The sequence below is a fragment of the Mycobacterium sp. IDUB_17 genome, assembly GCF_055419465.1.
Genome location: NZ_JBVAXS010000003.1, coordinates 790441 through 803616 on the forward strand (window position 1 = coordinate 790441; position 13176 = coordinate 803616).

Sequence of the window (13176 nt, forward strand, 5' to 3'; positions counted from 1 at the left end):
CGGAAGGAAGCAGCCATGACCGACAGCGATGACCAGCGGCTTGTGCTCGGGCCGCCGGAGCAGACTCCGTTCACGTCCATCAAGCCGGAGACTGCGACGAGTCATCGCCCGTCGCTGGTGCCGAGCAACGGCGATCTCGGGCTGGTCCGTGCCGCGCCCACCCCGAAATCGGGCTGGCGCAAGGCCGTCTACCGGGCTACCGGCATCAACCCGGGAGTCTCCGAGCAGGAAGCCGACCGCAAGTCACTCCTCGATCGGGTCAACCAGCCGGTGGTCGGCGGTCCGTTCAACATCGCTCTGTTGTCTCAGAAGGGCGGGGTGGGCAAGACGACCACCACGGTCGGGTTGGGGGCCACACTGGCGGCGACCCGCGGTGACCGGGTGATCGCGGTGGACGCCAACCCCGACTTCGGCACCCTGGCCCAGCGCGGACCCAACGAATGCGATTCCACGGTGCGTGACGTGCTCCTCGATGACGGCATATCGCGGTACTCCGACATCCGTCGCCACACCTCTCAAAGCACGAGCCGCCTGGAGATCTTGGCATCCGAGCGGGACCCGGCCACCTCGGAAGCCTTCTCGGAGTACGACTATCGCGGTGTTCTGAGTGTTTTGCAGCGCTTCTACAACATCATCCTGACGGACTGCGGCACCGGCCTGGTGCACTCGGCGATGGCGGGCGTACTCGATGCCGCGGATGCGATCGTGATCGTGGCCTCGCCTGCCATCGATTCGGCGCGCAGTGCGCTGGCGACCCTGGATTGGCTTGAGCGCAATGGTTATTCGCACCTGGTCCCGAAGGCGGTCGTGGTGGTCAGCGCGTCACGGCCGGGCGCACTCGGGCTCGACATGGGGCAGCTGTCCAACCACTTCCTGCCCAGGGTGCGAGCCCTGCACGTGATTCCGTTCGACGATCACCTGGCCGAGGGGGCCGAAGTGGACCTGGGCTTCCTGAGCGGGCCCACGCGGCAGGCGTTTCTGGAGCTGGCTTCCACTGTGGCCGACCTCTTCTCGGTGGCGCCGCAGGTCAAAAGGCGCGCCTGATGCGATTCACCGTGTGCGCCTTGCGATGACGATCTGGGGCAGGTTGAGTCCGCCGCGCAGGGTGAGCTCGATCGAGGGGTCGGCGTGACGAGCGAGGCTGCGCAATGCCGAGGGGCTGTAGCTGTGCAACGAGCTGATGACACCGTCGTGCACGAACGGCAGCAGCACGGCCGCGGGCAGCATCGTCGCCACGCCCAACAGATGCAGCGGGGCGGGCGGTCGCGGCAGATCGATGATCAGCAGGGTGTCGGCAACCCGGGTGCCCTCGGCGAACACCCGCGCCGCCTGCGCCGGGCGCAGGCGGTGGAACGACAATGCGAACAGGGCCAGGTCGTAACTGCCGTCGGCGGCGTCGATCGCCGTGGCGTCCATCTGACGGACCTCGGCGCGGGGATGGCTGCCCACATCACTCGCGGCGATGCGGGCCACCGACTCCGGGTCGACGTCGGTGACGGTGACCCGCGCCGACGGGTGATCGGCCAGCAGTTGACGCGACACCCCTCCGGGCCCGGCGCCCAACTCCAGGATCCGCGGATCGGGCACGTCGGCGACCAGATCGAGCGCGATCGCGGCGAACCGCTGGTCATTGTTGAAAAGCCGACTGGTCCAGTCCAACGCGCCGCTCGCCTGCCGGTCGGTCTCGAGCAGCCGATCCAGGCACGACGCGCGGAACCCGCCCCGTGGCATCCGGTCGATATCTGAGGGGTCGGGAGCCATGTAAGCCATGATGGACGTTTCGGCGGGCAGGAGCGACAGCGACCCGGGAAAGGGGCACAGTGGCCGACTTCGTAGCTGCAATCGACCAGGGCACCACCAGCACCCGATGCATGATCTTCGATCACGCCGGTGCCGAGGTGGGGCGCCATCAACTCGAGCACCAACAGATCCTGCCCAAGGCCGGGTGGGTGGAACACAACCCGGTCGAGATCTGGGAACGCACCTCCGCGGTGATCATGACCGCCCTGAACAAGACCAACCTGGTGGCCGGCGATCTTGCCGCGCTGGGCATCACGAACCAGCGGGAGACCACGCTGGTCTGGAACCGCCACACCGGGCGGCCGTATCACAACGCCATCGTCTGGCAGGACACCCGCACCGACCGCATCGCCGCCGCGCTCGACCGTGACGGCCGCGGTGACGTGATCCGGCGCAAGGCGGGCCTACCGCCGGCGACCTACTTCTCGGGCGGCAAGATCCAGTGGATCCTGGACAACGTCGAGGGGGTCCGGCGCGACGCGGAGAACGGCGACGCGATCTTCGGCACCCCCGATAGCTGGGTGGCCTGGAATCTCACCGGCGGCTACCGCGGCGGCGTACACGTCACCGACGTCACCAACGCCAGCCGCACCATGTTGATGAACCTGGAAACTTTGGACTGGGACGACGAACTGTTGTCGTTCTTCTCGATTCCGCGGCAGATGCTGCCCGAGATCAAGCCCTCGTCATACCCGGCCTCGTTCGGGATCACCCGCGACAACGGGCCGCTGGCCGGGCAGGTACCGGTGACGGGAATCCTCGGCGATCAGCAGGCCGCCATGGTGGGGCAGGTGTGCCTGGAACCCGGTGAGGCCAAGAACACCTACGGCACAGGCAATTTCCTGCTGCTCAACACGGGCGAGAAGATCGTGCGTTCGGACAACGGACTGCTCACCACGGTGTGCTACCAATTCGGCGACTCGAAACCCGTTTATGCCCTTGAGGGTTCGATTGCGGTGACCGGGTCGGCGGTGCAGTGGCTGCGCGATCAGCTGGGCATCATCAGCGGTGCGGCGCAGAGCGAGGCGCTGGCCAGGCAGGTGGCCGACAACGGCGGCGTCTACTTCGTGCCGGCGTTCTCCGGGTTGTTTGCCCCGTACTGGCGTTCCGACGCCAGGGGCGTCATCGTCGGGCTGTCCCGCTTCAACACCAACGCCCACCTGGCGCGGGCCACCCTGGAGGCGATCTGTTACCAGAGCCGCGACGTGGTGGAGGCCATGGAGGCCGATTCCGGTGTGCACCTTGAGGTTCTGAAGGTCGACGGCGGTATCACCGCCAATTCGCTGTGCATGCAGATCCAGGCTGACGTGCTGGGAGTCGACGTGGTCAAGCCCGTGGTGGCCGAGACCACCGCGCTGGGTGCGGCGTATGCGGCCGGGCTCGCGGTGGGGTTCTGGGAGAGCGCCGACGATCTGCGGGCCAACTGGCAGGAAGGCCAGCGCTGGAGCCCGCATTGGGATGACGAACAGCGTTCCGGCGGTTACGCCGGTTGGCGCAAAGCTGTGTCACGCACCCTGGACTGGGTCGAGATCGACTGATCTACTGTCGCTGGCACTTGGCGACGATCGCCTTGAACTCGTCGGAATACTGCACGCCGAGAACCGCGTGGTCGGCGCTCTGCTTGTTGCGGACGGCATCGGTGATCTGTCCGGCCAGCTCGGCCATCTTGTGGGCGTGCGGCCCGACCTCGCTGTCGGTCACCTGATCGGCGGCCTCGCGGATGAGTTTCGACCAATTCTCGTAGTCGCCCACCGCCGGACCTGGCTTGCCGGGGGGCGGGGGTGTGAGCGCGCCCAAGCTTGCGTTCGTGTAGTCCACCAGTAGCTGGGCCTGCCGGCAGCCCTTGTTCCCGGTGTAGGTCAGTGCGGTCACGCCCACGATCACCAGGACGGCGCACGCGGCGGCGGCGGTCGCGATAGCAATGTTGCGTGGCTCGGCATCGGGGACGCGTCGACGCCACATCACATGCGCGACGACAACGGCGGCCACACCCACCACCGCCATGATGATGGCATCCCGCAGGTCCCCGGAACCGACACCGGATGCCGAGCCGACGGCCCCCATCGTCGCGGCGGCGGCGAGAAGGACCAGAAGCCACTGCCAGATACCGCGCCGGCGCTGGTACGCGTCGACGTCACGGAATTGGAGTCCGATGACCGCGCCGGCCGCGGTCAGGACTGCGACGACGGCCGGCGCGATGATTGTGACGAGGCTGCTCACAAAGGGCAGCCTACGGGCCGCTACTCCTCGCCGAGGATCTGGTAGATCTCGCGGCGGGCGTTGTTGACGGCGTCGAGGATGCGTTGGCGCTGGTCCTCGCTCGCGGTGAAGCTCGACTGACCGACGGCGGCCATCAGTTGGCTGGCGGCCGCGTGCAGGTTGGCTGCGCCGGGGTCGACATCATCGGCGATCTGCGCCCACGGCGGGGTTTCGATCTGGGCCGCGGCCTTCCGGCCCTCTTCGGTCAGCTCGAAGGTCTTCTTGCTGCCGTCGGATTCGGCCGGGACGATCAATCCCTCATCGACGAGCAGTTGCAGCGTCGGGTACACCGAGCCGGGGCTGGGCTTCCACAGGTTGTTGCTGCGGGCGGCGATTTCCTGCGTCATCTCGTAGCCGTGCATGGGCCGTTCGGCCAGCAGGGTCAGGATGGCGGCACGCACGTCGCCGCGCCGGCCGCGTCGCCCGCCGCGGCCCCGGTGGCCGCCGAAAGGTCCGCCCATGGGGCCGCCGAGAGATCCCGGCCCGAAACCGAAGCCGAAGCCTCGGGCGCCGCGCGGGTCGAAATTGAATCCGGTCTGGCAGGTGGGGTCGACGCTCTCTTCGCAGGCCGCCTCCGCCTGCGCGCGCATCTGCTCGCGCAGGTCCCGTCGGGCGTGGCGGATCTGGTGAAACATCGTGCGGGCTTCTTCGCGCCCGAAGGGTACGAAACCGAAGCCGCTCTGTGGGTTGAATGGGTTGGTCATTGGATAAGTCCTTCGTTGTCGTGGAGGAGCGCTGTCAGCGCTTCCGATGCGTCAACGATATATCGGGATCTATCGGTTGTCGATAGTCTTTTTGAGCCAATGTGCCCACTCGGCCTGCATGGCGTTGAAGCGCAGGCCGTACTCCAGGGCCCCGTGCCCGTACCGGTCCTCGTCGGTGTCGGCCCAGGGGATGGAGGCCTCCAGTTCCTTGAGTCGCGATACCTCGGATTCGGAGTGGGCGGCCAGGGCGGTGAGATGGTCAAGTGCCTGGTCGCGGGGCAATTCGCCGAGTAGGAACACCCGCAGCAGCCCGGCGCTGCGCTCGGGTGGGTCGTCGGCGGGATTGGTGATCCAGCGCTCGAGTTCGGTGCGGCCGGCGGCGGTGATGCGGTACTCCTTGCGGCCGCGGGGGCCGATCGCCGACACCTCGATCAGGCCGGCGTCGGCGAGCTTGTTGAGCTCGCCGTACAGCTGGCTCTGGGTGGCCGGCCAGACGTTCGCCATCGATTTCTCGAACCGCTTGAGCAGGTCGTACCCGCTGCCGGGGTGCTGTGCCAACAGGCCAAGTGCCGCCATGCGCAGACTCATGCCCGGAGTCTACCGTCCACTATTGACATGTCAGTTATGGAATGTCACCGTGGAACGCATGACTTCAGCCCTGCCCATCGGTGAAACCGACTTCTTCCGGCGCGGCAACTACGCGCCCGTCGCCGACGAACTCACCGAATACGACCTGCCCGTCGACGGCGCCATCCCCGCCGAACTCGACGGCTGGTACCTGCGCAACGGCCCGAACCCACGTCAGGCGACCGAGCACTGGTTCACCGGCGACGGCATGATCCACGGCATCCGCATCGAGAACGGCGCGGCCAAGTGGTACCGCAACCGCTGGGTGCGCACCGACAGCTTCATCAAGGACTTCCCGCTGTACAACAAGGACGGCACCCGCAACCTGCGGTCAGCCGTCGCCAACACCCACGTCGTCAACCATGCGGGAAAGACCCTGGCGCTGGTGGAAAGCTCACTGCCGTACGAGATCACCAACGAGCTGGAAACGGTGGGCGCCTACGACTTCGGGGGAAAGCTCGTCGATTCGATGACGGCGCACCCCAAGATCTGCCCGACGACCGGCGAGCTGCATTTCTTCGGATACGGCAGCATCTTCGAGCCCCACGTCACCTATCACCGGGCCGCCGCCGACGGTGAATTGACCGTCAACCAGCCGGTGGATGTCAAGGCGCACACCATGATGCACGACTTCGCGATGACATCGCGTCACGTCATCTTCATGGATCTTCCGGTGGTGTTCGACCTCGACATCGCCGTCAAGGGTGAAGGCGACATGCCCTACCGGTGGAGTGACGACTACGGCGCCCGCTTCGGCGTCATGCGCCGTGATGATCCGGCCGCCCCGATCCGCTGGTTCGACATCGACCCGTGCTACGTGTTCCACGTGGCGAACGCCCACGAAGACGGCAATTCCATCGTGCTGCAGGCAGTTCGATATCCCGAGCTGTGGCGTAACAACGGCGGGTTCGATGTCGAAGGCGTGCTGTGGGAGTGGCGGATCGACCTGACGGCCGGCACCGTCCGCGAACGCCAGCTCGACGACCTCGGGGTGGAGTTCCCGCGTATCGACGATCGCCTGGCCGGCCTGCCCGCCCGGTACTCGGTGTCCGTCGCGGACAACGCCTGGATCCGCCATGACCTGACCACCGGTGCCGGAGTGCGCCACGACCTCGGGTCCGGCGGACCCGGCGAAGCCGTCTTCATCCCCGGCGCGGGTCCGGCCGACGAGAGCAACGGGTGGTACCTCGGCTACGTCTACAACCCCGAGCGCGACGGCAGCGACCTCGTGATCCTCGATGCGTCGGACTTCGGCGGAAAACCCGTCGCCACCATCAAACTGCCGCAACGCGTTCCATATGGCTTCCACGGGAACTGGATCAGCGCCTAATGTGAGCCGGTGGCCGCGTTCGGGTTCGACACATTGGCGCTGGTCACGGTCATCGGCCTGACCGGACCGGCGTTGGCTGCCGTGCCGCGGTTGCGCATCCCGGTGATCATCGGTGAGCTGGTCGCGGGGATCGTGGTCGGTAGCACCGGATTCGGCATCGTCGATCACACCGACCCGACATTCACCCTGCTGGCCAACATCGGTTTCGCGTTGGTGATGTTCGTCGTCGGCACCCACGTCCCGGTGCGCGACACCACGCTGCGCACCGCGATCCCCAAGGCGCTGCTGCGGGCGGTCTTCGTGGGTGCGGTGGCCGCGGTGCTCGGCGTTGTGATCGCGCGTGCGTTCGGCTCGGGGCACGCGGCGCTGTACGCCGTGGTGATGGCGTCGTCTTCGGCAGCCCTGGCCCTGCCGGTGATCGACGGGTTGCGCCTGGAAGGGCCGCCCGTGCTGTCCGTGACCGCTCAGATCGCCATCGCCGACACCGCGTCGATCGTGTTGCTGCCGTTGGTGATCGACATCCAGCGGGCCCCACGCGCGGCCCTGGGGGCGCTGGCCATCGCGGGTTGCGCGGGTGTTCTGTTCGTCGTGTTGCGGGCCGGGTACGCGCGGGGCCTGCGCCGGCGCGTGCACCACTACTCGGCGAAACACAAGTTCGCGCTCGAGCTCCGGTTCAGCCTGATCTTCCTGTTCGGGCTGTCGGCGGTCGCGCTGACCACCCACGTCTCGATCATGCTCGCCGGTTTCGCGCTGGGCCTGGTGGTGTCGGCGATCGGTGAGCCCCGCCGGCTGGCCAGGCAGCTGTTCGGTATCACCGACGGGTTCTTCGGCCCATTGTTCTTCGTCTGGCTGGGCGCCTCGCTGCAGGTGCGCGAACTCGCCGACCATCCCGAATTCATCCTGCTCGGTGTGGCGTTGGGCCTCGGTGCGGTGCTCGCGCACGGCGCGGGCCGGTTGTTCGGCCAGCCGGTGACGCTCGCGGTGTTCTCCGCTGCCCAGCTCGGCGTCCCGGTCGCGGCCGCCACCCTGGGTACCGAGCAGCACCTGTTGGCGCCGGGTGAGCCCGCGGCCCTGATGCTCGGTGCGCTGCTCACCATCGCCACCACGTCGATCGCCGGGGCGTTGGCGGCGCGGCGGGCAGGTGCGCCGATCAAACCGCCCGATGTTCATTCGGACTGACCCCGTAGGACCGCTTGAATGCGCTGCTCAACGCGAACGGTGTGGAGTAGCCGACCTGCCGGGCCACGGCGGCGATCGTGGCCTCACTGCCGCGCAGCAGGTCGGCCGCCAGCGCCAGACGCCAGCCGGTGAGGAACGCGATCGGCGGTTCGCCGACCTGATCGGTGAACCGGCGGGCGAACGCCGCCCGCGAACACCCCACGGCTGCAGCAAGATTGGCAACGGTCCAGGGATGCGCCGGATTGTTGTAGATCAGTTTGAGGGCAGGTCCGACGACAGGGTCCTGTTCGGCCTGCCACCACGACGGTGCATTGCCGTCCCGGTCGAACCACATGCGCAGCACGCCGATCAGCAGCAGGTCGAGCAGGCGGTCGAGGTAGGCCTCCTGGCCGGGTCCGTCGCGGCCCGCCTCGGTGGACAGCAGGTCGATCAGCGGGGTGTCCCACTCATCCGCCCGCAGCACCAGCACCGCCGGCAGGGCATCGAGCAGACGGGCGCTGACCTCGCTGCGGCCCTCGTAGGCGCAGACGATCGACTCCGATGATCCGGTCGCGCTGTTGCCCCAGCTGCGAAGGCCCAGCGACATCTCGAATTGCAGATCTTCACCGGACAGGGTGGTGCAGCGTTGGCCGGGATTGATGACGACGCTCGGCGGCGTGGCCGGATCGTCTGCGAAGACATAGTTTTCGGTGCCGCGGGTCAGGGCGACGTCGCCCGCGCCCAACCGGAACGTGCCACTGCGATCAGCGACGATCACCGCGTCACCGCGGGTCTGACAGATCAGCGCCAAAGGTGCTTCGTCGCGGATGGCCAGCGACCAGGGCGGATCCATGCGCAACCGCAGAACGAACGCACCCCGCGCGCGTACCCCATCGAGCAGTCCGACCAGGGCGTCCACGACCGTAGGGTAGCGGCTCAACCCGGCTTGCGCGCCTCGATCAGGTGCCGTGACGAGTGCGCGACGAACGAACCGTCGGCCTGGATCTGCCGGTGCAACGCGGAGAGTTGGTCCCGGTAGGCGCCAACGGTGAAGCCGGGCACGATCCAGATGACCTTGCGCAGGAAGTACACCACCGCGCCGATGTCGAAGAACTCCACCCGTAGCCGCTCGGCACGCAGGTCGACGATGTCGAGGCCGGCGGCCCGCGCCGCGGCGGCCTCGGTTTCGGGGTCGCGGGCCCTGCGAGCCTCCGGCTGTGGCCCGAGAAAATGCTCGGTTAGTTCGAAAACACTTGCCGGACCCACGTGTTGGGCCAGATACGTACCGCCCGGGGTCAATACGCGGACGATCTCGTCCCACCAAACGGTGGCCGGATGCCGACTGAGCACCAGATCGAATGCCGCGTCGGCGAACGGCAGCGGCGGCTCGTCGGGATCGGCGACCACGACGACGCCGCGGGGTCCCAGCAGCCGGGTGGCGCGGTCGAGATTGGGTGGCCAGGATTCGGTGGCCGCCATGGTCGGTGGGAACTCCGTCGCTCCGGCGAGCACCTCGCCGCCACCGGTCTGGACGTCCAGCGCTGAAGACACGTTCGCCAACCGCCGGCTCATCAGGCGCTGATAGCCCCACGAGGGCCGGGCCTCGGTGGCCCGGCCTTCCAGCCAGGAGAAGTCCCAGCCGTCCACCGATGCAGCGTCGGCCTCGGCCACCAATTCGTCGAACGTCACCGCCCCACCATGGCAGTGCGAAGTTGGTGAGACAACCGAATATGTAATCGGGACTCTCGACTATGGAACGTCTTTCGGTGACGCCGTTGACTGAAGCCATGACCAACAGCCCCGTCGTCGTCCTCACCGCAGCCGCCGCCCTCGGCAGTGCCGCTGCCGGTGGAATCTTCTACGCGTTCTCCACTTTCGTGATGCGCGTCCTCGACCGCACCGGCCCGGCCGCTGCGATCACCGCCATGCGCGGTATGAACGCCGAAGCCAATACCAACGCGCCGTTCCTGCTGTTCCTGCTCGGTTCGGCGCTGCTATCGGCGATCGTCGGCGTGATCGCGGTGGCCCAGATCGGCCGGCCGGGCAGTTGGTTCCTGCTGGCCGGCGCGATCTTCGGGGTCCTCGGCATGGTGATCACGATGGCGTTCAACGTGCCGCTCAACAACCATCTCGACCAGATCGACCTGGCCGATGCGGCCGCCGAATGGCAGGCCTACTTCAGCACCTGGACGGCCTGGAACCATGTGCGCACCGCCTCGGGGTTCATCGGCGCAGTGCTGCTGCTGACCGGCCTGCGTTACCGCTGAGCCTGCCTGCGGAACGCCGCCGCCACGATCCCGGCCGCCGTCAGTGCCAGGACCGCCGCGATGACCGCCGTCGGCGCGATGCCGGAATCGAACGCCGTGCGGGCCGAATCCAGCAGGCGCTCCCCGATTTCCGCGGGAAGATCCGCGGCCACCGAGGTGGCACCGCCGATGCTCTCACCGGCGTCGGCGGCCTGCGCCGGGGTCAGCCCGGCCGGTACCTGGATGTTGTTGCGGTAGAACGCCGTGAAGATCGTGCCCAGTGTCGCGGTGCCCACCACCGCGCCCAGCTCGTACGCCGTCTCCGAGACAGCGGACGCCGCACCGGCTTTCGCTGCCGGCACCGACGCCACGATGGTGTCGTTGGACACCGTCTGCGAGACACCGACACCCAGCTCCAGCACCAGGAACGACGCGATCACCGCGGCCACCGACAGATCGTGACGGAAGGCCAGGATCAAGCCGAACCCGGCGGCGACGAACACCAGACCGAAGATCATCAGCTTGTCCGGCGCAAACCGTTTGGCGGCCTTGACCACCCCCAGACCGGCGATCATCGACACCACCGCACCCGGCAGCGTCACCAGACCGGCCGCCAGCGGCGACAGGCCGAGCACCAGCTGCAGATGCTGCGAGATGAAGAAGATGAACCCGATCAGGCCGACGATCGACAGGAAGTTCGCCAGGATCGACGCGCTGAACGGCGCGTAGGAGAACAGCCCCATGTCGAGCATCGGTGTGGCACTGCGGTTCTGCCGGCGCACGAACAGCACGCCGGAGGCGATGCCGATCGCGAACGCGGCGACGACGCCGGCCGAGAGACCGTCGTGGGCAGCGGTCTTGATCGCCCACACGAACGGCAGCATCGCGGTGAACGACAGCGTCACGCTCACCAGATCCAGCGGGCCCGGGTTCGGGTCACGCGATTCCGGCACCAGCCGGGGGCCCAGCACCAGCAGCGGCAGCAGGATCGGCACGGCCACGAGGAACACCGAACCCCAATGGAAATGCTGCAGCAGCGCACCGCCGACGATCGGGCCCAGCGTCGAGCCGGCCGTGAAGCACGAGGCCCAGATGGCGATCGCGAGCCGACGCGACGACGCCTCGGTGAAGATGTTGCGGATCAGCGACAGCGTCGACGGCATCAGCATCGCGCCGAACACGCCGAGCGCCGCGCGGGCGGCGACCAGATAGGCCGCGCTCGGCGCGAAAGCCGCGGCGGCCGAGACGATCGCGAAGCCCGTGGCGCCGATCAGCAACAGGCGGCGCCGGCCGAACCGGTCACCGAGCCCGCCCATGGCGACCAGCAGTGCGGCCAGCACAAGGGAGTAGACGTCGACGATCCACAGCTGAGTGGACGCCGCGGGACGGAAATCCTCGGCGATCGCCGGAAGGGCGAAGGCCAGGACGGTGTTGTCGATGGCGATCAGCAGTACCGGCAGCATCAGGACCGCGAGCGCCACCCAGGCGCGTTTCGGGGTCGGCGTCACAGCCGGGCTGCCGTCGAGGCAGGTGGACATTGGGTTTCTCCAAGCAAGTTTGGGTCAGCCGCGCGGGAGTTGGATGGTGCCCGCGGTCAGGCTGGTCATGATGGCGTCGACGATCTGGTGGCGCGGTGTGCGGTCCTGCTTGGCGGCTTCATAGCCGGCGTCGAGCAGTGCCCAGAACACTCGCCGGGCCCACCCTGGGGGGTATTCGGGCCTGTCGACCGAGGCGCGGTTGAGAACCTCGACGATCGCCTCATCGCCGGTGTCCAGGTAGGCCGCCAGCTCGCGATCGGCCAGGATCGTCGGCTCGCTGTAGACGAACAGGACGATCGGCCCCAGGTCGAGCTGGCATTCCACCACGCGACGCAGCGCCGCATCGACCGGCCCGTGCATCGGATCCGCGCGGTCGATCGCGGCGGTACTGAGCTCATGGACGTGCCGGGCCAGGGCGCGCAGCAGATCGGAGCGCTCCGGGTAGTACCGGTGCACGGTGCTGCGGCCGACGTCGGCGGCGGTCGCGATATCGCTGAGCGAGGCCGTCGGATTGTCGGCCAGGACCGTCATCGCGGCATCGAGAATCGCCTTGCGGGTGCGCTCACGCGGCCCGCTGTGCGTCGTTGCCGAACTGGTCATGGATCAAAATGTAGCACGGCTGGGCCAAAATGGGACAGTGATGTCCCACACGTCAGCTGGGCGGAGTGAAACCGCTGGTCGGAGGTGGTGGCGGATAGCTCGGATAGGGCGCCGGGTACACCGCCGCAGGCGCTTGCGGCATCAGCCGGGCCAGCGCTCGACGGTGCCGCTCGGCCAGCACCGCGGCCAGCACATACTCGGCCGGTGCACCCGGTGGAGGCGGGGGTGAGATGCGCGAGACGACCTCGCCGAAGATCCGATGCGCCATCTCATGACGTATCCGCGGATCGAGCTGCCCCGACCGGGACAGGAACTGCCTGGCCAACTCGGCCTGCTCGGGACCCAGGCCCGACAGTTCCAGCGAGCCGGCCCACCACGCCAGCGCCGGCGGCATGACCGGCGGCGGATTCAGCTTGGGTCCGCGCTCACTGATCACCACCGTGCCGGCGAAGATGTCACCGAGCCGTTTGCCCTTGGCCGACACCAGGCTGCAGATCACCGCGGGCCCACCGGTGAGCATCCAGATCTCGACGAAGCCGGCCAGCCCACGAAACAGGGCCTGGCGGAAGCGTTCCGGGCCGCCGTCCTCGGATACCACCCGCAGCCCCAGCGCCATCTTGCCCAGCGACCGGCCCCGGGTCGCCGTCTCCATCACCACCGGATAACCCACCAGGGTCAGCACCGTGAAGATGATCAGGATCGCGGCCGACAAGGCCTCGTCGAACTGGGTCAGGGTGATCGACCACAACACCACCCCCACCACGTACCCGACCGCGATCACCACGATGTCGATCAGTGCGGCCAGGGTGCGCACCGGCAACTGGGCGATCGCCACGTCGAGGACGACGGCGTCCCCGGTCACCACCGGTGCGGGCTGCCAAACCATACCGACACACGCTACCGACTACGCTTTG

13 protein-coding genes and 1 pseudogene are annotated in these 13176 nt (G+C 67.7%); 5 read left to right on the forward strand and 9 right to left on the reverse strand.

Going from position 1 to position 13176, the window contains the following annotated elements:
• Window positions 1–54 precede the first annotated feature (54 nt).
• Window positions 55–1044 (forward strand): annotated as a pseudogene (locus tag ACZYZ7_RS16750) (MinD/ParA family ATP-binding protein); the annotation flags it as partial.
• Between the two features lie 6 nt (window positions 1045–1050).
• Here the strand turns inward: ACZYZ7_RS16750 and ACZYZ7_RS16755 are convergent.
• Entirely contained in the window at window positions 1051–1770 is a 720-nt protein-coding gene (locus ACZYZ7_RS16755; protein ID WP_135459169.1) for a class I SAM-dependent methyltransferase, read from the reverse strand.
• 101 nt (window positions 1771–1871) lie between these two features.
• Here ACZYZ7_RS16755 and glpK point away from each other — a divergent pair, with 101 nt between their 5' ends.
• A complete protein-coding gene (gene glpK / locus ACZYZ7_RS16760; protein WP_286175351.1) occupies window positions 1872–3338 on the forward strand; it encodes a glycerol kinase GlpK in 1467 nt (488 codons plus the stop codon).
• A gap of 1 nt (window position 3339) precedes the next feature.
• On the opposite strand, the gene ACZYZ7_RS16765 is transcribed toward glpK, so the two are convergent.
• From ACZYZ7_RS16765 to ACZYZ7_RS16775, 3 genes are all read right to left on the reverse strand, one after another.
• Window positions 3340–4020, reverse strand: a complete 681-nt coding sequence (locus ACZYZ7_RS16765) for a hypothetical protein (protein WP_450072335.1) — start codon at window positions 4018–4020, stop codon at window positions 3340–3342.
• Between the two features lie 20 nt (window positions 4021–4040).
• Window positions 4041–4763, reverse strand: coding sequence for a PadR family transcriptional regulator (locus ACZYZ7_RS16770; RefSeq protein WP_463741357.1), 723 nt, complete (start codon window positions 4761–4763; stop codon window positions 4041–4043).
• 69 nt (window positions 4764–4832) lie between these two features.
• Window positions 4833–5351, reverse strand: coding sequence for a PadR family transcriptional regulator (locus ACZYZ7_RS16775; protein WP_135459161.1), 519 nt, complete (start codon window positions 5349–5351; stop codon window positions 4833–4835).
• A gap of 58 nt (window positions 5352–5409) precedes the next feature.
• On the opposite strand from ACZYZ7_RS16775, the gene ACZYZ7_RS16780 reads away from it, so the two are divergent.
• On the forward strand, window positions 5410–6720 hold the full coding sequence (locus ACZYZ7_RS16780; protein ID WP_463741358.1) for a carotenoid oxygenase family protein: 1311 nt from the start codon (window positions 5410–5412) through the stop codon (window positions 6718–6720).
• A 9-nt stretch (window positions 6721–6729) separates the two neighbouring features.
• Window positions 6730–7899, forward strand: a complete 1170-nt coding sequence (locus ACZYZ7_RS16785; protein ID WP_450072338.1) for a cation:proton antiporter — start codon at window positions 6730–6732, stop codon at window positions 7897–7899.
• Here ACZYZ7_RS16785 and ACZYZ7_RS16790 read toward each other — a convergent pair.
• Complete coding sequence (locus tag ACZYZ7_RS16790) at window positions 7871–8797, reverse strand: AraC family transcriptional regulator (RefSeq protein WP_463741359.1); 927 nt, start codon at window positions 8795–8797, stop codon at window positions 7871–7873. The two genes, ACZYZ7_RS16785 and ACZYZ7_RS16790, sit on opposite strands and share 29 nt — an antisense overlap.
• A gap of 17 nt (window positions 8798–8814) precedes the next feature.
• Complete coding sequence (locus tag ACZYZ7_RS16795) at window positions 8815–9567, reverse strand: class I SAM-dependent methyltransferase (RefSeq protein WP_450072340.1); 753 nt, start codon at window positions 9565–9567, stop codon at window positions 8815–8817.
• 98 nt (window positions 9568–9665) lie between these two features.
• Here ACZYZ7_RS16795 and ACZYZ7_RS16800 point away from each other — a divergent pair, with 98 nt between their 5' ends.
• Complete coding sequence (locus ACZYZ7_RS16800) at window positions 9666–10145, forward strand: anthrone oxygenase family protein (RefSeq protein ID WP_463741360.1); 480 nt, start codon at window positions 9666–9668, stop codon at window positions 10143–10145.
• Here ACZYZ7_RS16800 and lfrA read toward each other — a convergent pair.
• From lfrA to ACZYZ7_RS16815, 3 genes are read right to left on the reverse strand one after another with little or no spacing between them, the layout of a single operon-like run.
• Window positions 10136–11662, reverse strand: coding sequence for an efflux MFS transporter LfrA (gene lfrA / locus ACZYZ7_RS16805; RefSeq protein WP_463741361.1), 1527 nt, complete (start codon window positions 11660–11662; stop codon window positions 10136–10138). The two genes, ACZYZ7_RS16800 and lfrA, sit on opposite strands and share 10 nt — an antisense overlap.
• 24 nt (window positions 11663–11686) lie before the next feature.
• On the reverse strand, window positions 11687–12262 hold the full coding sequence (locus tag ACZYZ7_RS16810) for a TetR/AcrR family transcriptional regulator (protein WP_135459148.1): 576 nt from the start codon (window positions 12260–12262) through the stop codon (window positions 11687–11689).
• A 52-nt stretch (window positions 12263–12314) separates the two neighbouring features.
• The gene (locus tag ACZYZ7_RS16815) at window positions 12315–13148 is read right to left on the reverse strand and encodes an RDD family protein (protein WP_450072343.1); all 834 of its coding nucleotides are present in this window, start codon (window positions 13146–13148) and stop codon (window positions 12315–12317) included.
• Window positions 13149–13176: the final 28 nt, after the last annotated feature.

What these genes read in the sequence shown, in the direction of transcription:
- glpK (WP_286175351.1), top strand. Translation starts at nt 1,872, where the DNA reads ATGATCTTCGATCACGCCGGTGCCGAGGTGGGGCGCCATCAACTCGAG.
- ACZYZ7_RS16755 (WP_135459169.1), bottom strand. Translation starts at nt 1,770, where the DNA reads ATGGCTTACATGGCTCCCGACCCCTCAGATATCGACCGGATGCCACGG.
- ACZYZ7_RS16815 (WP_450072343.1), bottom strand. Translation starts at nt 13,148, where the DNA reads ATGGTTTGGCAGCCCGCACCGGTGGTGACCGGGGACGCCGTCGTCCTC.
- ACZYZ7_RS16775 (WP_135459161.1), bottom strand. Translation starts at nt 5,351, where the DNA reads ATGAGTCTGCGCATGGCGGCACTTGGCCTGTTGGCACAGCACCCCGGC.
- ACZYZ7_RS16780 (WP_463741358.1), top strand. Translation starts at nt 5,410, where the DNA reads ATGACTTCAGCCCTGCCCATCGGTGAAACCGACTTCTTCCGGCGCGGC.
- ACZYZ7_RS16800 (WP_463741360.1), top strand. Translation starts at nt 9,666, where the DNA reads ATGACCAACAGCCCCGTCGTCGTCCTCACCGCAGCCGCCGCCCTCGGC.
- lfrA (WP_463741361.1), bottom strand. Translation starts at nt 11,662, where the DNA reads ATGTCCACCTGCCTCGACGGCAGCCCGGCTGTGACGCCGACCCCGAAA.
- ACZYZ7_RS16770 (WP_463741357.1), bottom strand. Translation starts at nt 4,763, where the DNA reads ATGACCAACCCATTCAACCCACAGAGCGGCTTCGGTTTCGTACCCTTC.
- ACZYZ7_RS16810 (WP_135459148.1), bottom strand. Translation starts at nt 12,262, where the DNA reads ATGACCAGTTCGGCAACGACGCACAGCGGGCCGCGTGAGCGCACCCGC.